The following is a 14,790-nucleotide window of genomic DNA, read 5'->3' as shown; positions in this document are numbered from 1 at the left end:
CGGCGCAGGGCGGGCCCGCCCCCGGGGCGGACACGCAGATGGTGGAGCTCCAGCTGTTCCAGCACCCGCGGCCCGAGCGCGCCCCTCACCCCGCGCGCAGCGCGGCGCCGGCGTCACGGCGCGCGCAGCGCGGTGCCGGCGTCACGGCGCGCGCAGCGCGGTGCCGGTGACCACCTGCACCAGCAGCGCGGCGATCCGGGCGGGATCGCTCACGTGGTCGGTGATGTCGTCGCGCTCGACGGTGGCCAGGGGCATGCCCGGGTGCGCGCTGCCCTCCGGCGAAGCGGCGATCACCACACCGCCGCAGCGGTGCACCACCGTGGCCCCGGTGGCCGCGTCGCTGCCACGCCCGGAGAGCACCACCGCGATCGCCGCCGACCCCACGGCCAGCGCCAGGCTGGACAGCAGCAGGTCCGCGCTGGGCCGCGGCGGGGGCACCGGACCGACCGGCACCAGCAGCAGGCCCCGCTGGGCGGTGACGAGCAGGTGGTGCCCGGCCGGGGGCACGTGCACCACCCCCGGGCGCAGCAGCAGCCCCTCGTGCGCGGGGGCGATGGGCAGGGGCGTGCGCGGCTGCAGCACGTGCGCCAGCAGGTCATCGGCACCGGGGGCCTGGTGCTGGATCACGATCACCGCCGCGGGCAGGTCGGCGGGCAGGGCGCCGAGCACCTCCACCAGCGCGGCCAGGCCCCCCGCGGAGCACACCAGCGCGATCACCGGGAAAGCCGGCGCCTGCCCGCCTGGTGCCTGCCCGGTCGCACTGACCTGGGTCCCGCCGGTGTCACCCACCAGCACACCCTACGTACGGCCGTGCGCATACCCGGCGCACCCGCACCCGGCGCACCCGCACCCGGCGCACCCGCACCCGGCGCACCCGCACCCGCACCCGCACCCGCACCCGGCGCACCCGCACCGCCACCACCTGCCGCCGGTGAGACGCGCATCACGCAGCGATCAGCTGATTGCGGGCTCAACCGCACCGGGGCCGGGCGTCAGACTGGGCCTCGATGAAGGAGCAGACCCGCTCGCGCACGAGCTGCGCACCGGCACGGTCCTTGGCCCTGGGCCTGCTGTGCCTGGCGCTGGCGGTGGCGGGCTGGAGCGCGATCGTCTCCTGGGGCCGGTGGCCGTGCTGGGTCCTGGCCCTGAGCGCGACGGCGCTGACCACGTTCCACCTCAGCGCCTGGCGGGTCCACCGCGCCCGCTCACGGCATAAGACCCCTCCACCAGGGCTCTGCGGCTGAGCGGCCCGGTACCGACCCACTGCCTGAGCACCGGTGCGCTGCCGGCGAGCAGCCGCTCGCGCACCGGCACACCCGGCTGCCCCCTCGACGACCTGCGCCGCCTTCTGCCCCACGCCCCTTCCCAGCACTTTCTCCCCCGCGCTTCCCGCGGCACCTCGGGCCGTGGACGTCATCGGCGCCGACAGGTGGAAGTGGGCCCAGCGCGATCACCCCGGCCTCAGCCCGGCACCGCGCACGGGCACCGCGCACGGCTGCAGCTCGCGCGTTCCACCTGGAGCGGCCAGGACCGTCCGCCAGCACCGGCGCGGAACGGGGGCGCCTCACGCTCTGCGACGGCCACCGGAGCAGTGCGCACACCCCTTCGAGATGCGCGCCTTCGCCGAGCAGCTCCTCACCGCTCGCGGCCAGTGCCCATGCGATGACCTGCTCCACCTCGACCTCGAGGTCGAGGTGGACGGCACCCGGTACGCGGGTCCAACCCACATGGCGTCCTCGCTGGCACAGGAAATGCTGGTGCCGGCCGAGCAGATCGACCCACCACCGACATCGCCACCACCGACCGCGTCGCCGACAGCCCCGCAGCACCAACACCTCGGCACCAACACCTCGGCACGGGCACCTCGGCACGGGCACCGCAGCACCAGCACCGCTCAGGCCGGCACCGCTCAGGCCGGTTCGTCCTCCAGGCCCTCCAGGACCTCGTGCCAGTGCAGCCAGCCGGGCTGGAAGTCGTGGTGCTCGCGGTGCTGCACGGCGATGTCCAGCAGGGCGCGGGCGAGCTCGTCCGCGCTCAGCTCGCACCCCTGACGCACCGCCTGCCGGTAGCGGGCCGCGACCTCGCCCCAGCCGGCGCGCGCGGCGTCCTCCGCAGCATCGGCCTCCTGCACGCTCTCGGCCCGCTGCGCAGCATCAGCCCGCTGCGCAGCATCAGCCCGCTGCGCAGCATCAGCCCGCTGCGCAGCACCGGCGGCCTGCGCAGGCAGGTGCAAGGAGCGAGCACGCTCCTCGACGAAGCCGGCGAGGGCATCGGCGGTGGCACGCGGCAGGGGGTGCACCCTCACCGCGCCACCGTGCCCGGCAGCGCGCGGGCGCACCGGGAGCCAGGTGCGCACCAGGGCGGGGCGTGCGAGCGGTCCGCGCACCGGCCGGTGCAGCGAGCGCTGCAGGGACCAGGTGCTCTGACGGGTCAGGTCGTAGGCCACGGCGACGCCTCTCCAGCTGCGCCCCGTGCTGCGGCGCGGTGGTTGCACGCCTCGCGCGGTAGCGCCCACCGTGATCCTAAGTCACCGTGCGTGGTCGTGTCCGTGGATCGCGCCTGTGAATCACGCCCAACCGGGGCGGCACCCGGACCGGCGCGTCCACCGGCGAGCGTGCTGCGCCCGGGCAGCGGACGGGCAGCGGACGGGCAGCGAAGGGGCAGCAGAGGGCTCTTGAGCACCCGCCACGCCGATCCATCACCTGATCACGAAGCAGGCTGATCACCACCTCCTTCCCCGAACTCGCTGACCATGCCCCCGTTGACCGGACAGCACGATCACCGGGCGTGCAGCAGACCCTTGGAGTGCGAGCGTGCGGGTGCAAGAGCTGCAGCGGTCCTGCCGCGTCAGGCTCGGGCCGCGTCAGGCTCGGGCCGCGTCAGGCTCAGGCCGCGTCAGGCTCGGGCCGCGTCAGGCTCAGGCCGCGTCAGGCTCGGGCGTGGTGCAGCAGGGCGAACATCTCCTGCGCGCTGCGGGCGGTGGAGAAGAGGTGACCCTGCCCGCGCTGCACACCCCACCCGCGCACGATCTGGGCCTGCTCGTGCACCTCGATGCCCTCAGCGACGATGTGGCAGCCCAGCTGCCGGGCCAGCTCCACCAGCGACCTCGCCAGCAGCTCATCGCGCGCCGAGCGGCCCAGCGCGGCGACGAAGCACCGGTCGATCTTGACCGCGTAGGGCTGGAAGCGCTGCAGGTACGCGAAGGAGGCGTACCCGGCGCCGAAGTCGTCCAGGACCAGGTGCACCCCCAGCTCGCGGATGCGCTGCACGGCGATGTCGACCTCAGCGCCGGCACCGGCCTGGGCGGTCTCGGTCAGCTCCACGATCAGCTCGCGCGCGGGCAGGCCGGACTCCGCCAGCGCCGCGGCGATGTCCAGGTGCACCTGCGCCTGGCCCAGCTGGCGCGCCGAGACGTTGACCGCCAGGTGCAGCTCGGCCGCGGCGGGCACCTGCGCGCGCCAGGCGGCCACCTGCGCGCACGCGGTGCGCAGCACCTGCCGGCCCAGCGGCACGATCAGCCCGCTGGCCTCGGCCAGCGGCAAGAACGCCTCGGGGGTCAGCAGGCCGCGCTGCGGGTGCGCCCAGCGCACCAGCGCCTCCACCCCCACCCAGCGCTGCGAGGCCAGGTCCACCACCGGCTGGTAGTGCACCACCATCTGCCCCGCCTCGATGCCCGCGCGCAGGGCGTGCGACTCCGCCAGCACCTCACGCCCGCCCAGGCCCGCGGCGGCATCGGCGCGGCGCAGCTCCAGCACCTCGGCCACCACGGCGGCCAGCTCGCTCAGCAGCCGCACCCCCTGGGGCGTGAAGGGGCGCACGGCGTTGTCCAGCACGCACAGCACGCCCAGCACCAGCCCGTCGCGCCCGATGACCGCCGCGCCGGCGAAGGCGCGCAGGTGCTCGGGTCCGGTGACCATCGGCAGGCTCGCGAAGCGGGCATCGGCGCTGGCGTCGGGCACCACCAGCACCCCGCCCCCCGCACCGTTTCCCGCACCGCGCTCGACGCCCTGGCCGAGCGCCGGATCCTGCGCCGGGTCCTGCGCCCGGTCCTGCGCCTGGTCCTGCGCGTACGCGTGCAGCAGGTGGGCGCCGAAGGAGTCCTGCCAGGCGATCTGCTGGTGCTCGTAGCCGATCAGCGCCTGGAGCCCGTGCGTGGACTTGAACCGCAACCGGTCCTCATCCAGCAGGGCGATCGCCGCCGCCGGAGCGCTCAGCGCGGCCGCGAGCGCGGCGCTGAGCGCATCCAGCGCGGCGTCCGCGCCGCTGTCCAGCACCTGGTAGCTGCGCAGGGAGGCCAGCCGCTCCGCCTCGCTGCCCAGCCAGGCCAGCCGCTCCGCCTCGCCGACCGGCGAGGCCGGCGGCTCAGCTCCGCGCGGGTGCTGCGCTGCTGCCGCCATCGCCGTCCCCCTGCCGGGCTCGAACCCCCACCGGGTGCACCGGGCACCCGGTGCACCGGGTGCACCCAGGTGCGCCGGGCACCGGGCACCGACCGCTCACCCGCCCCCGAGGGGCCAGGTTGCACCGACCCCATTCAAGGGCAACCGGATCAGGTGCGCAGGCGAATCGGGTACACGGACAGTGATGTACCCCTCACCCCGAGCCCGCACGGGGGCGCTGCGCCTCGATCCGCTCCGGTGGCCCGGCTCCCGCTCACCCGGTGAGCAACACGGTGATCTCCCGCGCTCTCCTGCGTGCTCTGCGGGCCGGCCAGGTGCTGGCCCTGCAGCACCCGCGCCCACAACCGAACCCGCACCGACGCACCGGCGCACCGGCCAGGTGCGCGCGCTGCACCCGGCTCCGCACCACCTCGGCGCCTCGGCGATCACCCGCACCCCCCAGCCGGCGGCCCCACGCGCACCGGTTCCACCCATGCCGGCTCCACCCATACCGGCTCCACCAGCGCGAATGCGCAGCGCCGGGTGCGCCGGCCACGAAACCGCGGCCGACCTCGACGCAGGTCACCGGCAGGCCCGCCAGGCGCGCCGGACAGGAGCAGTCGGCACCGAAGTCGTCGATGGCCACCGGGTACCCCCGACGGCCGTGCCCGCTCACCGCCGGCAGCAGCAGCGGGTCGGTGAAACCCTCCTCGACGATCTGCGGGCCCGGGGTCCGCCGGGTTCGACTCGTGCTCGACCAAGCCGCCGACGGCGGTGGCCGCGGTGGCCGCGGTGGCCGCGGTGGCCGCGGTGGCCGCGGTGGCCGCGGTGGCCGCGGTGGCCGCGGTGGCCGCGGTGGCCGCGGTGGCCGCGGTGGCCGGATCGGCCAGCGCGTGCGGGCGCAGGTCGCAGAAGACCACAGCCGACCCGGGTGTCCTCCTCGGTGGCCGATCAGGTGCAGCAGGGTGTGAGTGCCGCCGGGGAGCGCCGCCGGGGAGCGCCGCCAGCACGAGTCATCAGCGACAGGTCGCGGCGAAGACCGCAAGGCCACCGCCCGGTCCTTGCGACAGCCGCTGCGCACAGCACCCGCGCCGCGCTCAGCTGCACGGCGGGCCGTGCAAGCTCGTCCGGCGCCCGGCAGGGTACTGCCGTCCTGGCAGCCAACCACCACCTCGCGGTCGCTGCCAGCGACCCGCCACCCACTGCCCACAGCGCGTCCCGTGCCCCAGCACGCCGCGCACCAGCACGCTCGCCGCCCACCGACCAGCCGCGCGACTCCTCCACAACCGTTAGGCTGCAACGCCTTCACCGCACCGCCGTGAAGTCGGCACGAGCACCACCACCGCCTGCCCAGCACCACCGGGACCAGCGCCGGCACCGGCACCGGCACGGGCACCGGGCCGGCGGCTGAGCACCGCCAGCGTTTGACGCCCAACGGTGAACGACGGAAAGTAGCGGCTCCATCACGTTCGTGCGAGGACCGCGCGACCGTGGTGCGGGGCGGCGAGGTCTCCAACCAGTGGGCCTGGACCGCACCTGGCGCGGCCACGCCGAGGTCGCCTACGACATCCCCCAAGGGGGTCTGGTGTCCACGCACCCGCCCGACCCGTCCACCGCTGCGACCTCTCCCCACGCGACCTCCCCCGGCGCACCGCGCACCCCGCGCACCCCGAACGCCCGAACCCCGACCGCTCGAACCCGCGGCACCGAGGGCCCCCTGCGGTCCGCTGAGCCGGCACCCGCTGCGCACCCGAGGCCCGCGGTGCACGTAGCCACCCCCGCACCCACAGCCGCACCGGCACACGCACCTGCACCCGCACGATCTCTGGTGCACGCGGCGTCCACCGCTTCCGCGCCAGCGGGCGTCCCCCAGCACCGGGTCTCGGTGCTGGTGTGCGCCCTGCCACCGGTGATCGCGCACGGCATCACCACCGCCGTGCACCAGCACGGCATGCACGGCCAGCAGCTGCGCGAGCTCAGCGAGCTGCCAGCACACCTGCACGCCCCCCTGGCGGCAACAGCCGACACCCGCGCCGCGCAGCCCGTGCGCGTGGTCGTCACCGGCCTGCGCACCGCCGGCGCCACCGCCGACCTGCTCCAGCGCCACGCACCCACCACCACCGATCGCAGCTCGCCCCGCAAGAGGCACCCCGGCGGGCACCCCGACGGGCACCCCGACAGGCACCCCGACAGGCACCTGGCCGGGCCAGGCGCTGAGCAGCGCGCGCACCTGGGCACGGTGCTGGTGGTGCTCACCGACGCACCCACCCCCGTGCACCACCCCGCCGATCCCCCCGCCGCTCCCCCGGGGGCTCACCCCAGTACCCGGGCGAGTTCCCGGGTGAGCACCCTGGTGAGCGCTCACCTCAGCGATCACCACCTGGCCGCGCTGCGGGCAGGGGCGCACGGGGTGGTCCACGCCGGCGCCCCGGTGGGCGAGCTGATCGCCGTGATCGATGCTGCCGCGCGCGGTTTCACCGTCCTGCCCGCCCCCGTGGCCCGGGCCCTGTGCGCGCCGCTGGCGATCCCCGCCGCGCCCCAGGTGAGCCCGCAAGAGCGCGCCTGGTTGCGCCAGCTCGCTACTGGTGCCTGCACCGCCCAGCTGGCCGCGCGCAGCAGCTACTGCGAGCGGGAGATGTACCGCCTGCTCAGGCGCACCTACCAGCGCCTGGGCGCGGCCAACCGCACCGAAGCCCTGTTGATCGCCCAACGCGCCGGCCTGCTGAGCACGTGACCCCTAACCGGCAGCACCGAGCAGCACCGCACGATCGTGAACGGTTGAACGGCGAGGAGCCACGGTGAGCGACGTGCACCACCCGCAGAGCCCGCACGAAGGACACGACGGGCACGAGCACCACGACGGGCACGACAGGTACGAGGGGCAGACGCACTGGCCGTCCGCCTGGCCGCACCCGGCCGCCCTGCCGGTCCCGGCCCTGGTGGACGCGGCCTGGCTGCACCAGCGCCTGCACCAGCGCCAGCACCAGCACCAGCACCGCGACGCGGTCGTGCTGCTGCAGGTCGATGACGACTCCAGCAGCTACTACGAACGCCACCTGCCCGGGGCCCGCCCCATCGACACCTTCGACGAGCTGCACCAGCACGTGCGCCGCGGACCGCTGCACCGAGCCGGCTTTGAGCACCTCATGGACGCCAAGGGCGTGCACCGCGGCGACCACGTCGTGCTGTACTCCGCCGGTGATCCCACCCACGCCGCCTTCGCGTTCTGGCTGATGCGCCTGTACGGGCACCCCCGCCTGAGCCTGCTGGACGGTGGCCTGCGTGCCTGGGCCGCGGCCGGGCACCCCTTGAGCCAGGACGTCCCCACCTGGCCCGGCCCGCACCCGGCGCCCGCCCACACCGACGGCACCGACGGCACCGACGGCACCGACGGCACCGACGGCACCGACGGCACCAGGGACACCGCCTACACCGCCGACGAGCGCGACGCCTCCTTGATCATCGGCCGCGAGGAGGTCCTCACCCGCTACGTCGACGCCCCCGCCCCGGCGCTGGTGCTGGACTGCCGCACCCCGGGTGAGTACCAGGGCAGCTCCCACCACCAGCTGGACGTGGCCGCCGAGCGCCACCGCGTGCCCGGGCACGTGCCCGGCTCGCGCAACCTGCCCTCGGCCCTGGTGCTCAACCCCGAGGGCACCTTCAAGACCCGCGAGCAGCTGCGCCAGCTGTTCGCCTCCCGGAACCTGGCCGCGGACTCGCAGGTGGTGGTGTACTGCCGCCTGGCCGAGCGCAGCGCGCTGCTGTGGTTCGCCCTGGCCGAGCTGCTCGGGCACGAGCCGGTGCGGCACTACGTGGGCGGGTGGGCGGAGTACGGCAGCTTGATCGACGCTCCCGTCACCCGAGAGGACGCCCCCGTCGAGCACGGCTGACCATCCCGGCGGCGTCGAACCCCGGCGGCGTCGAAACTCCGGCGGCGTCGATCTGCCGCTCTTGGGGACGGCGCCGCAGGTGGTGGTACGTGCCTGGTTTCGGCGGGCGCAGCACAGCGTGACGTGCTTGGCTACCTGCGCGGTCGTGTGATCGCGTGGTCGCACGACGCCGCAGCACCGCAGCACCGCAGCACAGGCGCAGGACTGCTTCGAGCAACGGGGCGGGCAGGTGAGCGAGCAGCACCGCTGGGGGCCCACCCGGTACACGGGGGTGCTCCATGAGTGATGAACCGGTGCACGAGCGCGGCATCGTGCTGGCTGGGTTGCCGGCGACCTACGCCACGTCCTTGACCGCGGCGCTGCGCACCGCCGGCATCGGCCCGGTGCTGCACGAGCACCGCGCGCACGACGCGCGGGTCGACACCTCGCACGCTCTGGCGACCGAGGCGGTGCTGATCACCAGGAGCGTGCTGATCACCCCGAGCGTGGCGACCAGCACGGCGGCGCGAGCTGGCCACAGCGCGCCGGCGCGCGAAGGCTCGGCCCCGGGCTCGGCACCGGGCTCGGCACCGGGCTCGGCACCGGGCTCAGCGCACCACGCGCAGCGCCCCGCCCTGGTGCAGGTGCTCCCCACGCTCACGCCGCACACCGTGAGCGCCGCCCTGGCGCACGGCGCGACGGGGGTGCTGACCTTGGACACGCCCCTGGAGCTGGCCGTGCAGGTGGTGCGGGCCGCCACTCAGGGGTGGGTCCTGCTGCCGGCACCGGTGGTGCACGACCTGACCGGCCTTGGAAGCACCACCGGCGCTGTGAGCACCACCGGCGCTGTCGGCACTGAGGGCACCACGGCGACCTCACCACCGGCGACCTCACCGGCGACGGCGACGGGCGCGCTCGTGCACGTCAGCCCCTTGGAGCGCGCGTGGTTGCGGGCCCTGGGCGCGGGCACCACGGTCGCGGCGCTGGCTGGTGGCACGACCTCCTCCGAGATCGAGGTGTACCGCTCGCTGGCAGCGCTGTACCGGCGGTTGGGGGCGGCCAACCGCAGCGAGGCGCTGCTGCGCGCGCAGCGCTGGGGACTGCTGGACGAGCAGGCAGCGCACGAGCAACCAGTGGAGGAGCAACCAGTGGAGGAGCAACCAGTGGAGGAGCAACCAGCGCACGGCCCGACGCGGCGAGAGAACTAGCGGCAGCGGTGGTGGAAGGCAGGCAGGCACCTGCGGCGGAGGCGCCGGCCGCAGGATCTGCCGCACCAGCACGCCCGACCGCGCGCAGGACCCAGCACCCACGACCGGGCAGGTGCCGCACACCCGGAACAGGCCGTCCGATCCGGTACAACCCTCAGGGTGCGAGCGCCGCCGGACGAGGCGCCTCCGCGCTCAGCGCCCGCCGACCAGGTCGATCCCACCGAGCAGATCGATCCCACCGAGCAGATCGACCCACCGCTCCTGGTGCCGTCAACGACGGCGACCCGCTGCACGCGCTCACCGCCGGGCACCCCCGGCAAGACCACCGCCAGGACCGCCAAAGCCACCGCCAGGACCGCCGGCAAGATCACCGCTCGGCTCGGCCAGCAGCTCACCGGCCCCGCACCAACCGGCCACGCGCCGCACGAAGGCACCAGCCCCGCGCACGTGCAGATCACCCCCCGCCGCCCGCAGCCGGCGCTGCGCCTGCACCAGCGCAGCCACACCGCGCACGTCGCAAAAGCGCAACTCGCTGATCTGCAGGTGCACCTGCAGGTGGCCGGCCTCGATCTGCGAGCCGATCACCGCCTGCAGCAGCGGCGCGCTGTCGACGTCGAGCTCCCCACCGAGGAAGAGCGCGCTGTGGGTGGTGTCCATCCCCACCCGGCACCAGAGCACCACCGGCTCAGCCGGATCTGCGGGGAAGCGGACCAGGGTATTCAGCGCCACGAGGCAGTCCTCCCCAGCGCCGTCCTCAGCGCTCAGGTGGTGCGCGGCGGGCCAGAGCCAGCCGGCAACGTCAGCAGGTGCCGACCAGGAGCGGCTGGGTTTCAACCACGCCCCAGCCTAACCGCCGCCGCGCTGCGCACCCACCGGCTTCGAGCACGGATGTGCTGCGCGCTGCGGTCAAGTCCCCGGCTGCGCGGACCGCACCAGCTGCGCGGACCGCACCAGCTGCGCCCGGCGTCCACGCCCCGAGCCGGTGGATCGCTGCTCGCAGCTCACGGGGCGGTACCGAGGCCGTGACGTCTCACCACCGGGCCGGCGGCGGGGCCTTGACCGGCGGAGGGTTCTTGACCGGCGGCGCAGCGCACACCCGTCCTGCTCAGCGAGGACGCCTTCAGGGTGCGTTCAGCACCGGTTCGGCGTTCAGTAGGGCGCACCGAAGCAGCCCAGCCCCGCACCAGCGAGCCCCAGGGAGCGATGTGAACGCGCACGATGCGAGCGCTCCCACCCCCGGCACGCCCACCCCCGGCACGCCGACCGCACCCACGGCACCCACCGCTGGCCGCGGCCCGTCGCCGGTCCCGGTCTCGAGCCACCCCTCAGCACCCGGGCTGCACCTGCAGCTGCAGCTAAGCGCTGACCTCAGCGCCGCCCGCCAGGCCCGCCAGCTGCTGCGCCGCTGCTGCGAGCAGCTGCAGCTGGTCGAGCAGGTGCGTCAAGTCGTGCTGCTGCTGGGCAGCGAGCTGGTCACCAACGCGATCGTGCACGGCGGCGCACCCGTCCACCTGAGCATCAGCGTCCCGCACGCCGGATCCACCACCGAGGACCCGGACCAGGCCCCGGGAACCGGCCACGAGAGCACCGGGCAGGACCTGGGCACCGGTGTTCACAGCACCGGTCTGCGCCTGTCCGTCAGCGACAGCAGCCTGGAGCTGCCCGTGGTGCGCGCTGAGGACCCCGCAGCGCTCGGCGGGCGCGGGATGCACTTGGTGCGCGAGCTGTCCACGGCGTGGGGGGGTGCACGTGCACCCCGGCGGCAAGAGCATCTGGTGCGACATCGACACCGCGCCTTGAGAGCGCACGATCGAGCACTTCCAGCCAGGCGAGGCTGACCGCTCAGCGCGCTGGCCTGCCCACCGCCGGGCCCCGGCACCGCTGCTCGCCAGCTGACCGCGCGATCAAGAGCTGAGCTCACGATCAAGAGCTGAGCGCGGTCCCTGCCGGGCAGGCCGCCGAGCCCGCAAGCATGCACGCGCGCGCCCTGCCCTGCACGCGCCCTGCTGCACGTGTCCTTCTGCACGCACCGCACCCGGATGCGGGCGCTGGCGCGCGCGCCTACCGTGCTCGTGCAGTTGAGGCAGCAGCTCAGCGCCACCGCGGCCGTTGCCTTCGAGTCACGGTTCAGAACGGAGCCGGCAGCACGTGTCGATCAAGCCCCTCGGTGAGCCGAGCAAGAACCACGACAGCCAGGACCACGAAAGCGAGGATCACGACAGCCGAGCAGGGCAGGTAGGCGCCTCCACCTCTGCCTGCGCCGGCGGTCCTGCTCGAAGCTGCAGCCCGTACATCGACCGGACCCCAGCCGTACCGGTGGTGTCCATGGTGTCAGTGCCGGTGACCCCGGCACCGACGACCCCGGCACCGACGACCCCGGCACCGACGACCCCGGCACCGACGACCCCGGCACCGACGACCCCGGCACCGACGACCCCGGCACCGACGACCCCGGCACCGACGACCTCCGCGCCAATGCCCCCGGCGCTGGTGGACAGCACCTGGCTGCGCGCGCACTACCAGCAGGTGCTGGTGCTGCAGGTCGATGACGATGCCAGCACCTACTACCGGCAGCACCTGCCCGGTGCGCGTGCGCTGTCCACCTACGACGACCTGCACGAGCCGCTGCAGCGTGCACCGGTGCACCGCGAGCGCTTCGAGCAGCTGATGTCGCGCACCGGAGTACGCCCCGAGGACCACGTGGTGCTGTGCGCGGCCGGTGATCCTGAGCACGGCGCTTACGTGTTCTGGCTCATGCGCCTGCACGGGCACCGACGGCTGAGCCTACTCGATGGGGGTTTGAGCGCCTGGATCACCGCCGGTGGCGCGGTGGAGCTGGACCCGGTCCTGCACCCGACCAGCCGCTACCGCAGCCACGACCACGACCACGACCACAGGCGTAGCGGGTCGATCAGCATCGGCCGCGATGAGGTGCTGGTGCGCTGCGTCGGCACCTGCGCTCCGACGGTGCTGCTGGACTGCCGCTCCCCGGCCGAGCACGCCGGGAGCGTGCGGCACCCGCTGGATGTGCCCATCGAGCGTCACCGCGTTCCCGGGCGCATCCCCGGATCCCGCAACCTGCCCTGGCACCTGCTGCTGGAGGGTCGGCTGCTGGCCCCGCGCGCGCGCCTGGAGCGCGCCTTCGCCGAGCGCGGGGTCAGCCAGGACAGCCACGTGGTGGTGTACTGCCGCACCGGTGAGCGCAGCGCGCTGGTGTGGTTCGCCCTGCACGAGGTGCTGCAGCACCCGCGGGTGCGGTTGTACGTCGGCGGCTGGGCCGAGTACGGCAGCTTGATCGACGTTCCCGTCGAACGCGACTGCGCCGACCAGCCAAGGGCGTGATGTACGCGAACGTGATCTAGTGAAGGACGCGATCCAGCGAAGGGGGTGACGCAGCAGGCGCTCGCCAGCGCGCCCGGGATGGCGTGGCATCGCAGGCAGCAGCTCCCGGGTCCGCAGGAAGCGCGCGCCGGGTGCGGTCGTCCGGCTGCGCGTGCAGGTGCCCAGGTCCGGCAGAGCACGCTGACTGAAGGACTGACCGAAGACCTGACCGAAGACCTGACCGGTGCTCTGGTCGCCTGGTCCGGTGACGCTGTCGCGGTGGTCAGTGCACCGCGAACGCGCCCGGCAGCGCTCGCGGGCGCCGCCGCTGCCCGCGAGATCGCGTCGGCCGCGTCGGCGCCGAGCTCCCCGGCGCCGACGTGCACCACAACGCCTGCAGCGGCTCGATCGTGACGGCGTACACGTGACGACCCGCTCACGCTCGCGTGCACGTGCCGACGCGCACGTGATGACAGGCCGGCCGGCAGGTGCGCCGACGATCGGCCAGGTGAGGTCGCGCAGGAGCGGCAGGTCCTCACGGCGGGTGCGGCTGGAGCAGGAGCCAGCACGAAGCCGTGGAGGACACGGGTGGAACGAGCGGTCGCCCGGCCCACGCTCGAGGTGGCCACCGGCTGCGCGCCGTGGCACCGGGCCCGCCGTGGCACCGGGCTCGCCGTAGCACCGGGCTCGCCGTGGCACCGGGCCCGCCGTAGCACCGGGCCCGCGGCGATCCAGCGGATCGGTGACACCTCCCACGAGGGGGACGAAGTCCTCAGCGCTGCGGGGCAGTGAGCCGGCACCCACCGGCGATCACCCGTGCCGGCTGCACACCTCCCAGCAGCCCGTGGTGCGCTCGCCCCCGGCGTTCTCCTCCCTCGCGCTTGGCACCACGGGCGCCCCTGCTGCCCGCCGGCGTCCTGCCTGCCTCACGGACCCCGTACGTGCGGGCGTGTCACTGACGTGCACGGTCGGTGCAGCCAGCGGTCCACCACTCCCGTGCACGCCACTACGCCACTACGCGCAGCCGTCGCACCCGCAGCGAAAGCGCCTGCACTGCGCGCCTGCAGCCCTTGGACCCGGCCAGTGGGAAGATCAATAGAAAGACGCATTAGCGTGAGGACATCGGTGACAGCCGGTCACCTCACGATCTCGTGGAGAAGAGTGCCCCTCATCGCCAGCGCCACCCGCTGCGGCTTTGACCGCGGCGCTGTTGGTCACCCAGCAACTGCCGGCCCGGAGATGCGGTGAGCGCCACCCCGGCGGGTGCACCAGCTCCCCCAGACGCCTTCGCCCCGGCCTACGGGGCCGTGGACCTGACCACGTGCGAGCGCGAGCCCATCCACGTGCCCGGCGCGATCCAGCCGCACGGCGTGCTGCTGGCCGCCCAGCGCGCCGGGCACGCAGATGAGCACCGCATCGTCCTGGCCTCGGCCAATGCCGCCGCTTTCTTCGCCCTCGCCTCGCACGACGTGCTCGGCGCTTCGCTGGGCGAGCTGCTGGGCGAGGAGCTGGCCGCACAGATCGCCGCGGCCGACGCCGTGGGCGACCTGGAGGAGGCTCTGCACGCGCACCTGCGGGTGCCCGGCAGCAGCGCGCCCACCGGTAATGTGCCCACCGGTGACGCGCCCACCGGCGGGGTGGACGCCGACGTGCTGCTGCACGTCTCCGGCGAGCGGCTGGTCATCGAGATCGAACCCGTCCCGGTGCACCCAGCGCCCGACGCCGCGCCGGTGTCCTACCGCGCCACCCGGGCGGCGATCGCCCGGCTGGCCGGCAGTTCCGGCACCGACGGGCTGTGCCGGCGCCTGGCGCGCGAGGTGCGGGCCCTGACCGGTTTCGACCGCGTCATGGTCTACCGCTTCGACGCGCAGTGGAACGGCGAGGTCGTCGCCGAGGAGCGCCGCGAGGACCTCAACGCCTTCCTTGGCCTGCACTACCCCGCCTCCGACATCCCCGCCCAGGCCCGCCGGCTCTACACCGTGAACTGGACCCGCCTGATCGCCGACGTCTCCTACG

The 14,790-nt window shown here is 74.4% G+C and carries 10 protein-coding genes and 1 pseudogene; 7 read left to right on the top strand and 4 right to left on the bottom strand.

Going from position 1 to position 14,790, the window contains the following annotated elements; genetic code table 11:
- Window positions 1-141: 141 nt before the first annotated feature.
- On the bottom strand, window positions 142-717 hold the full coding sequence (locus ACRYR7_RS18925) for a chemotaxis protein CheB (RefSeq protein ID WP_432573666.1): 576 nt from the start codon (window positions 715-717) through the stop codon (window positions 142-144).
- Between the two features lie 290 nt (window positions 718-1,007).
- On the opposite strand from ACRYR7_RS18925, the gene ACRYR7_RS18920 reads away from it, so the two are divergent.
- On the top strand, window positions 1,008-1,244 hold the full coding sequence (locus ACRYR7_RS18920; RefSeq protein WP_432573665.1) for a hypothetical protein: 237 nt from the start codon (window positions 1,008-1,010) through the stop codon (window positions 1,242-1,244).
- A gap of 665 nt (window positions 1,245-1,909) precedes the next feature.
- Here the strand turns inward: ACRYR7_RS18920 and ACRYR7_RS18915 are convergent.
- Both ACRYR7_RS18915 and ACRYR7_RS18910 read right to left on the bottom strand, forming a co-directional pair.
- Window positions 1,910-2,305: a hypothetical protein gene (locus ACRYR7_RS18915; RefSeq protein ID WP_432573664.1), complete on the bottom strand. Its 396-nt coding sequence runs from the start codon at window positions 2,303-2,305 to the stop codon at window positions 1,910-1,912.
- 622 nt (window positions 2,306-2,927) lie between these two features.
- Window positions 2,928-4,397: a sensor domain-containing phosphodiesterase gene (locus ACRYR7_RS18910; protein WP_432573663.1), complete on the bottom strand. Its 1,470-nt coding sequence runs from the start codon at window positions 4,395-4,397 to the stop codon at window positions 2,928-2,930.
- 1,888 nt (window positions 4,398-6,285) lie between these two features.
- On the opposite strand from ACRYR7_RS18910, the gene ACRYR7_RS18905 reads away from it, so the two are divergent.
- The 3 genes from ACRYR7_RS18905 (at window position 6,286) to ACRYR7_RS18895 (ending at window position 9,453) form a co-directional block, all read left to right on the top strand.
- Window positions 6,286-7,110, top strand: coding sequence for a hypothetical protein (locus tag ACRYR7_RS18905; protein WP_432573662.1), 825 nt, complete (start codon window positions 6,286-6,288; stop codon window positions 7,108-7,110).
- Window positions 7,111-7,174: 64 nt separating this feature from the next.
- Window positions 7,175-8,266 (top strand): sulfurtransferase, encoded by a 1,092-nt coding sequence (locus tag ACRYR7_RS18900; RefSeq protein WP_432573661.1) that lies wholly within the window; start codon window positions 7,175-7,177, stop codon window positions 8,264-8,266.
- Window positions 8,267-8,544: 278 nt separating this feature from the next.
- Window positions 8,545-9,453: a hypothetical protein gene (locus tag ACRYR7_RS18895; RefSeq protein WP_432573660.1), complete on the top strand. Its 909-nt coding sequence runs from the start codon at window positions 8,545-8,547 to the stop codon at window positions 9,451-9,453.
- A gap of 297 nt (window positions 9,454-9,750) precedes the next feature.
- Here the strand turns inward: ACRYR7_RS18895 and ACRYR7_RS18890 are convergent, their stop codons facing one another.
- Window positions 9,751-10,287, bottom strand: coding sequence for an STAS domain-containing protein (locus ACRYR7_RS18890; RefSeq protein WP_432573659.1), 537 nt, complete (start codon window positions 10,285-10,287; stop codon window positions 9,751-9,753).
- Window positions 10,288-10,658: 371 nt separating this feature from the next.
- Here ACRYR7_RS18890 and ACRYR7_RS18885 point away from each other — a divergent pair, with 371 nt between their 5' ends.
- From ACRYR7_RS18885 to ACRYR7_RS18875, 3 genes and pseudogenes are all read left to right on the top strand, one after another.
- Window positions 10,659-11,291 carry an ATP-binding protein gene (locus tag ACRYR7_RS18885; protein ID WP_432573658.1) on the top strand — a complete coding sequence of 211 codons (633 nt, stop codon included), beginning with the start codon at window positions 10,659-10,661 and terminating at the stop codon, window positions 11,289-11,291.
- 652 nt (window positions 11,292-11,943) lie between these two features.
- Window positions 11,944-12,795, top strand: a complete 852-nt coding sequence (locus tag ACRYR7_RS18880; protein WP_432573657.1) for a sulfurtransferase — start codon at window positions 11,944-11,946, stop codon at window positions 12,793-12,795.
- A gap of 1,223 nt (window positions 12,796-14,018) precedes the next feature.
- Window positions 14,019-14,790, top strand: a pseudogene (locus tag ACRYR7_RS18875) (hypothetical protein); the annotation flags it as partial.

The sequence above is a fragment of the Kineococcus gurbantunggutensis genome, from assembly GCF_050871925.1.
Lineage (GTDB): Bacteria > Actinomycetota > Actinomycetes > Actinomycetales > Kineococcaceae > Kineococcus.
Note: the sequence above shows the minus strand (reverse complement) of the source record. Positions and strands in the feature narration are given on the sequence as shown.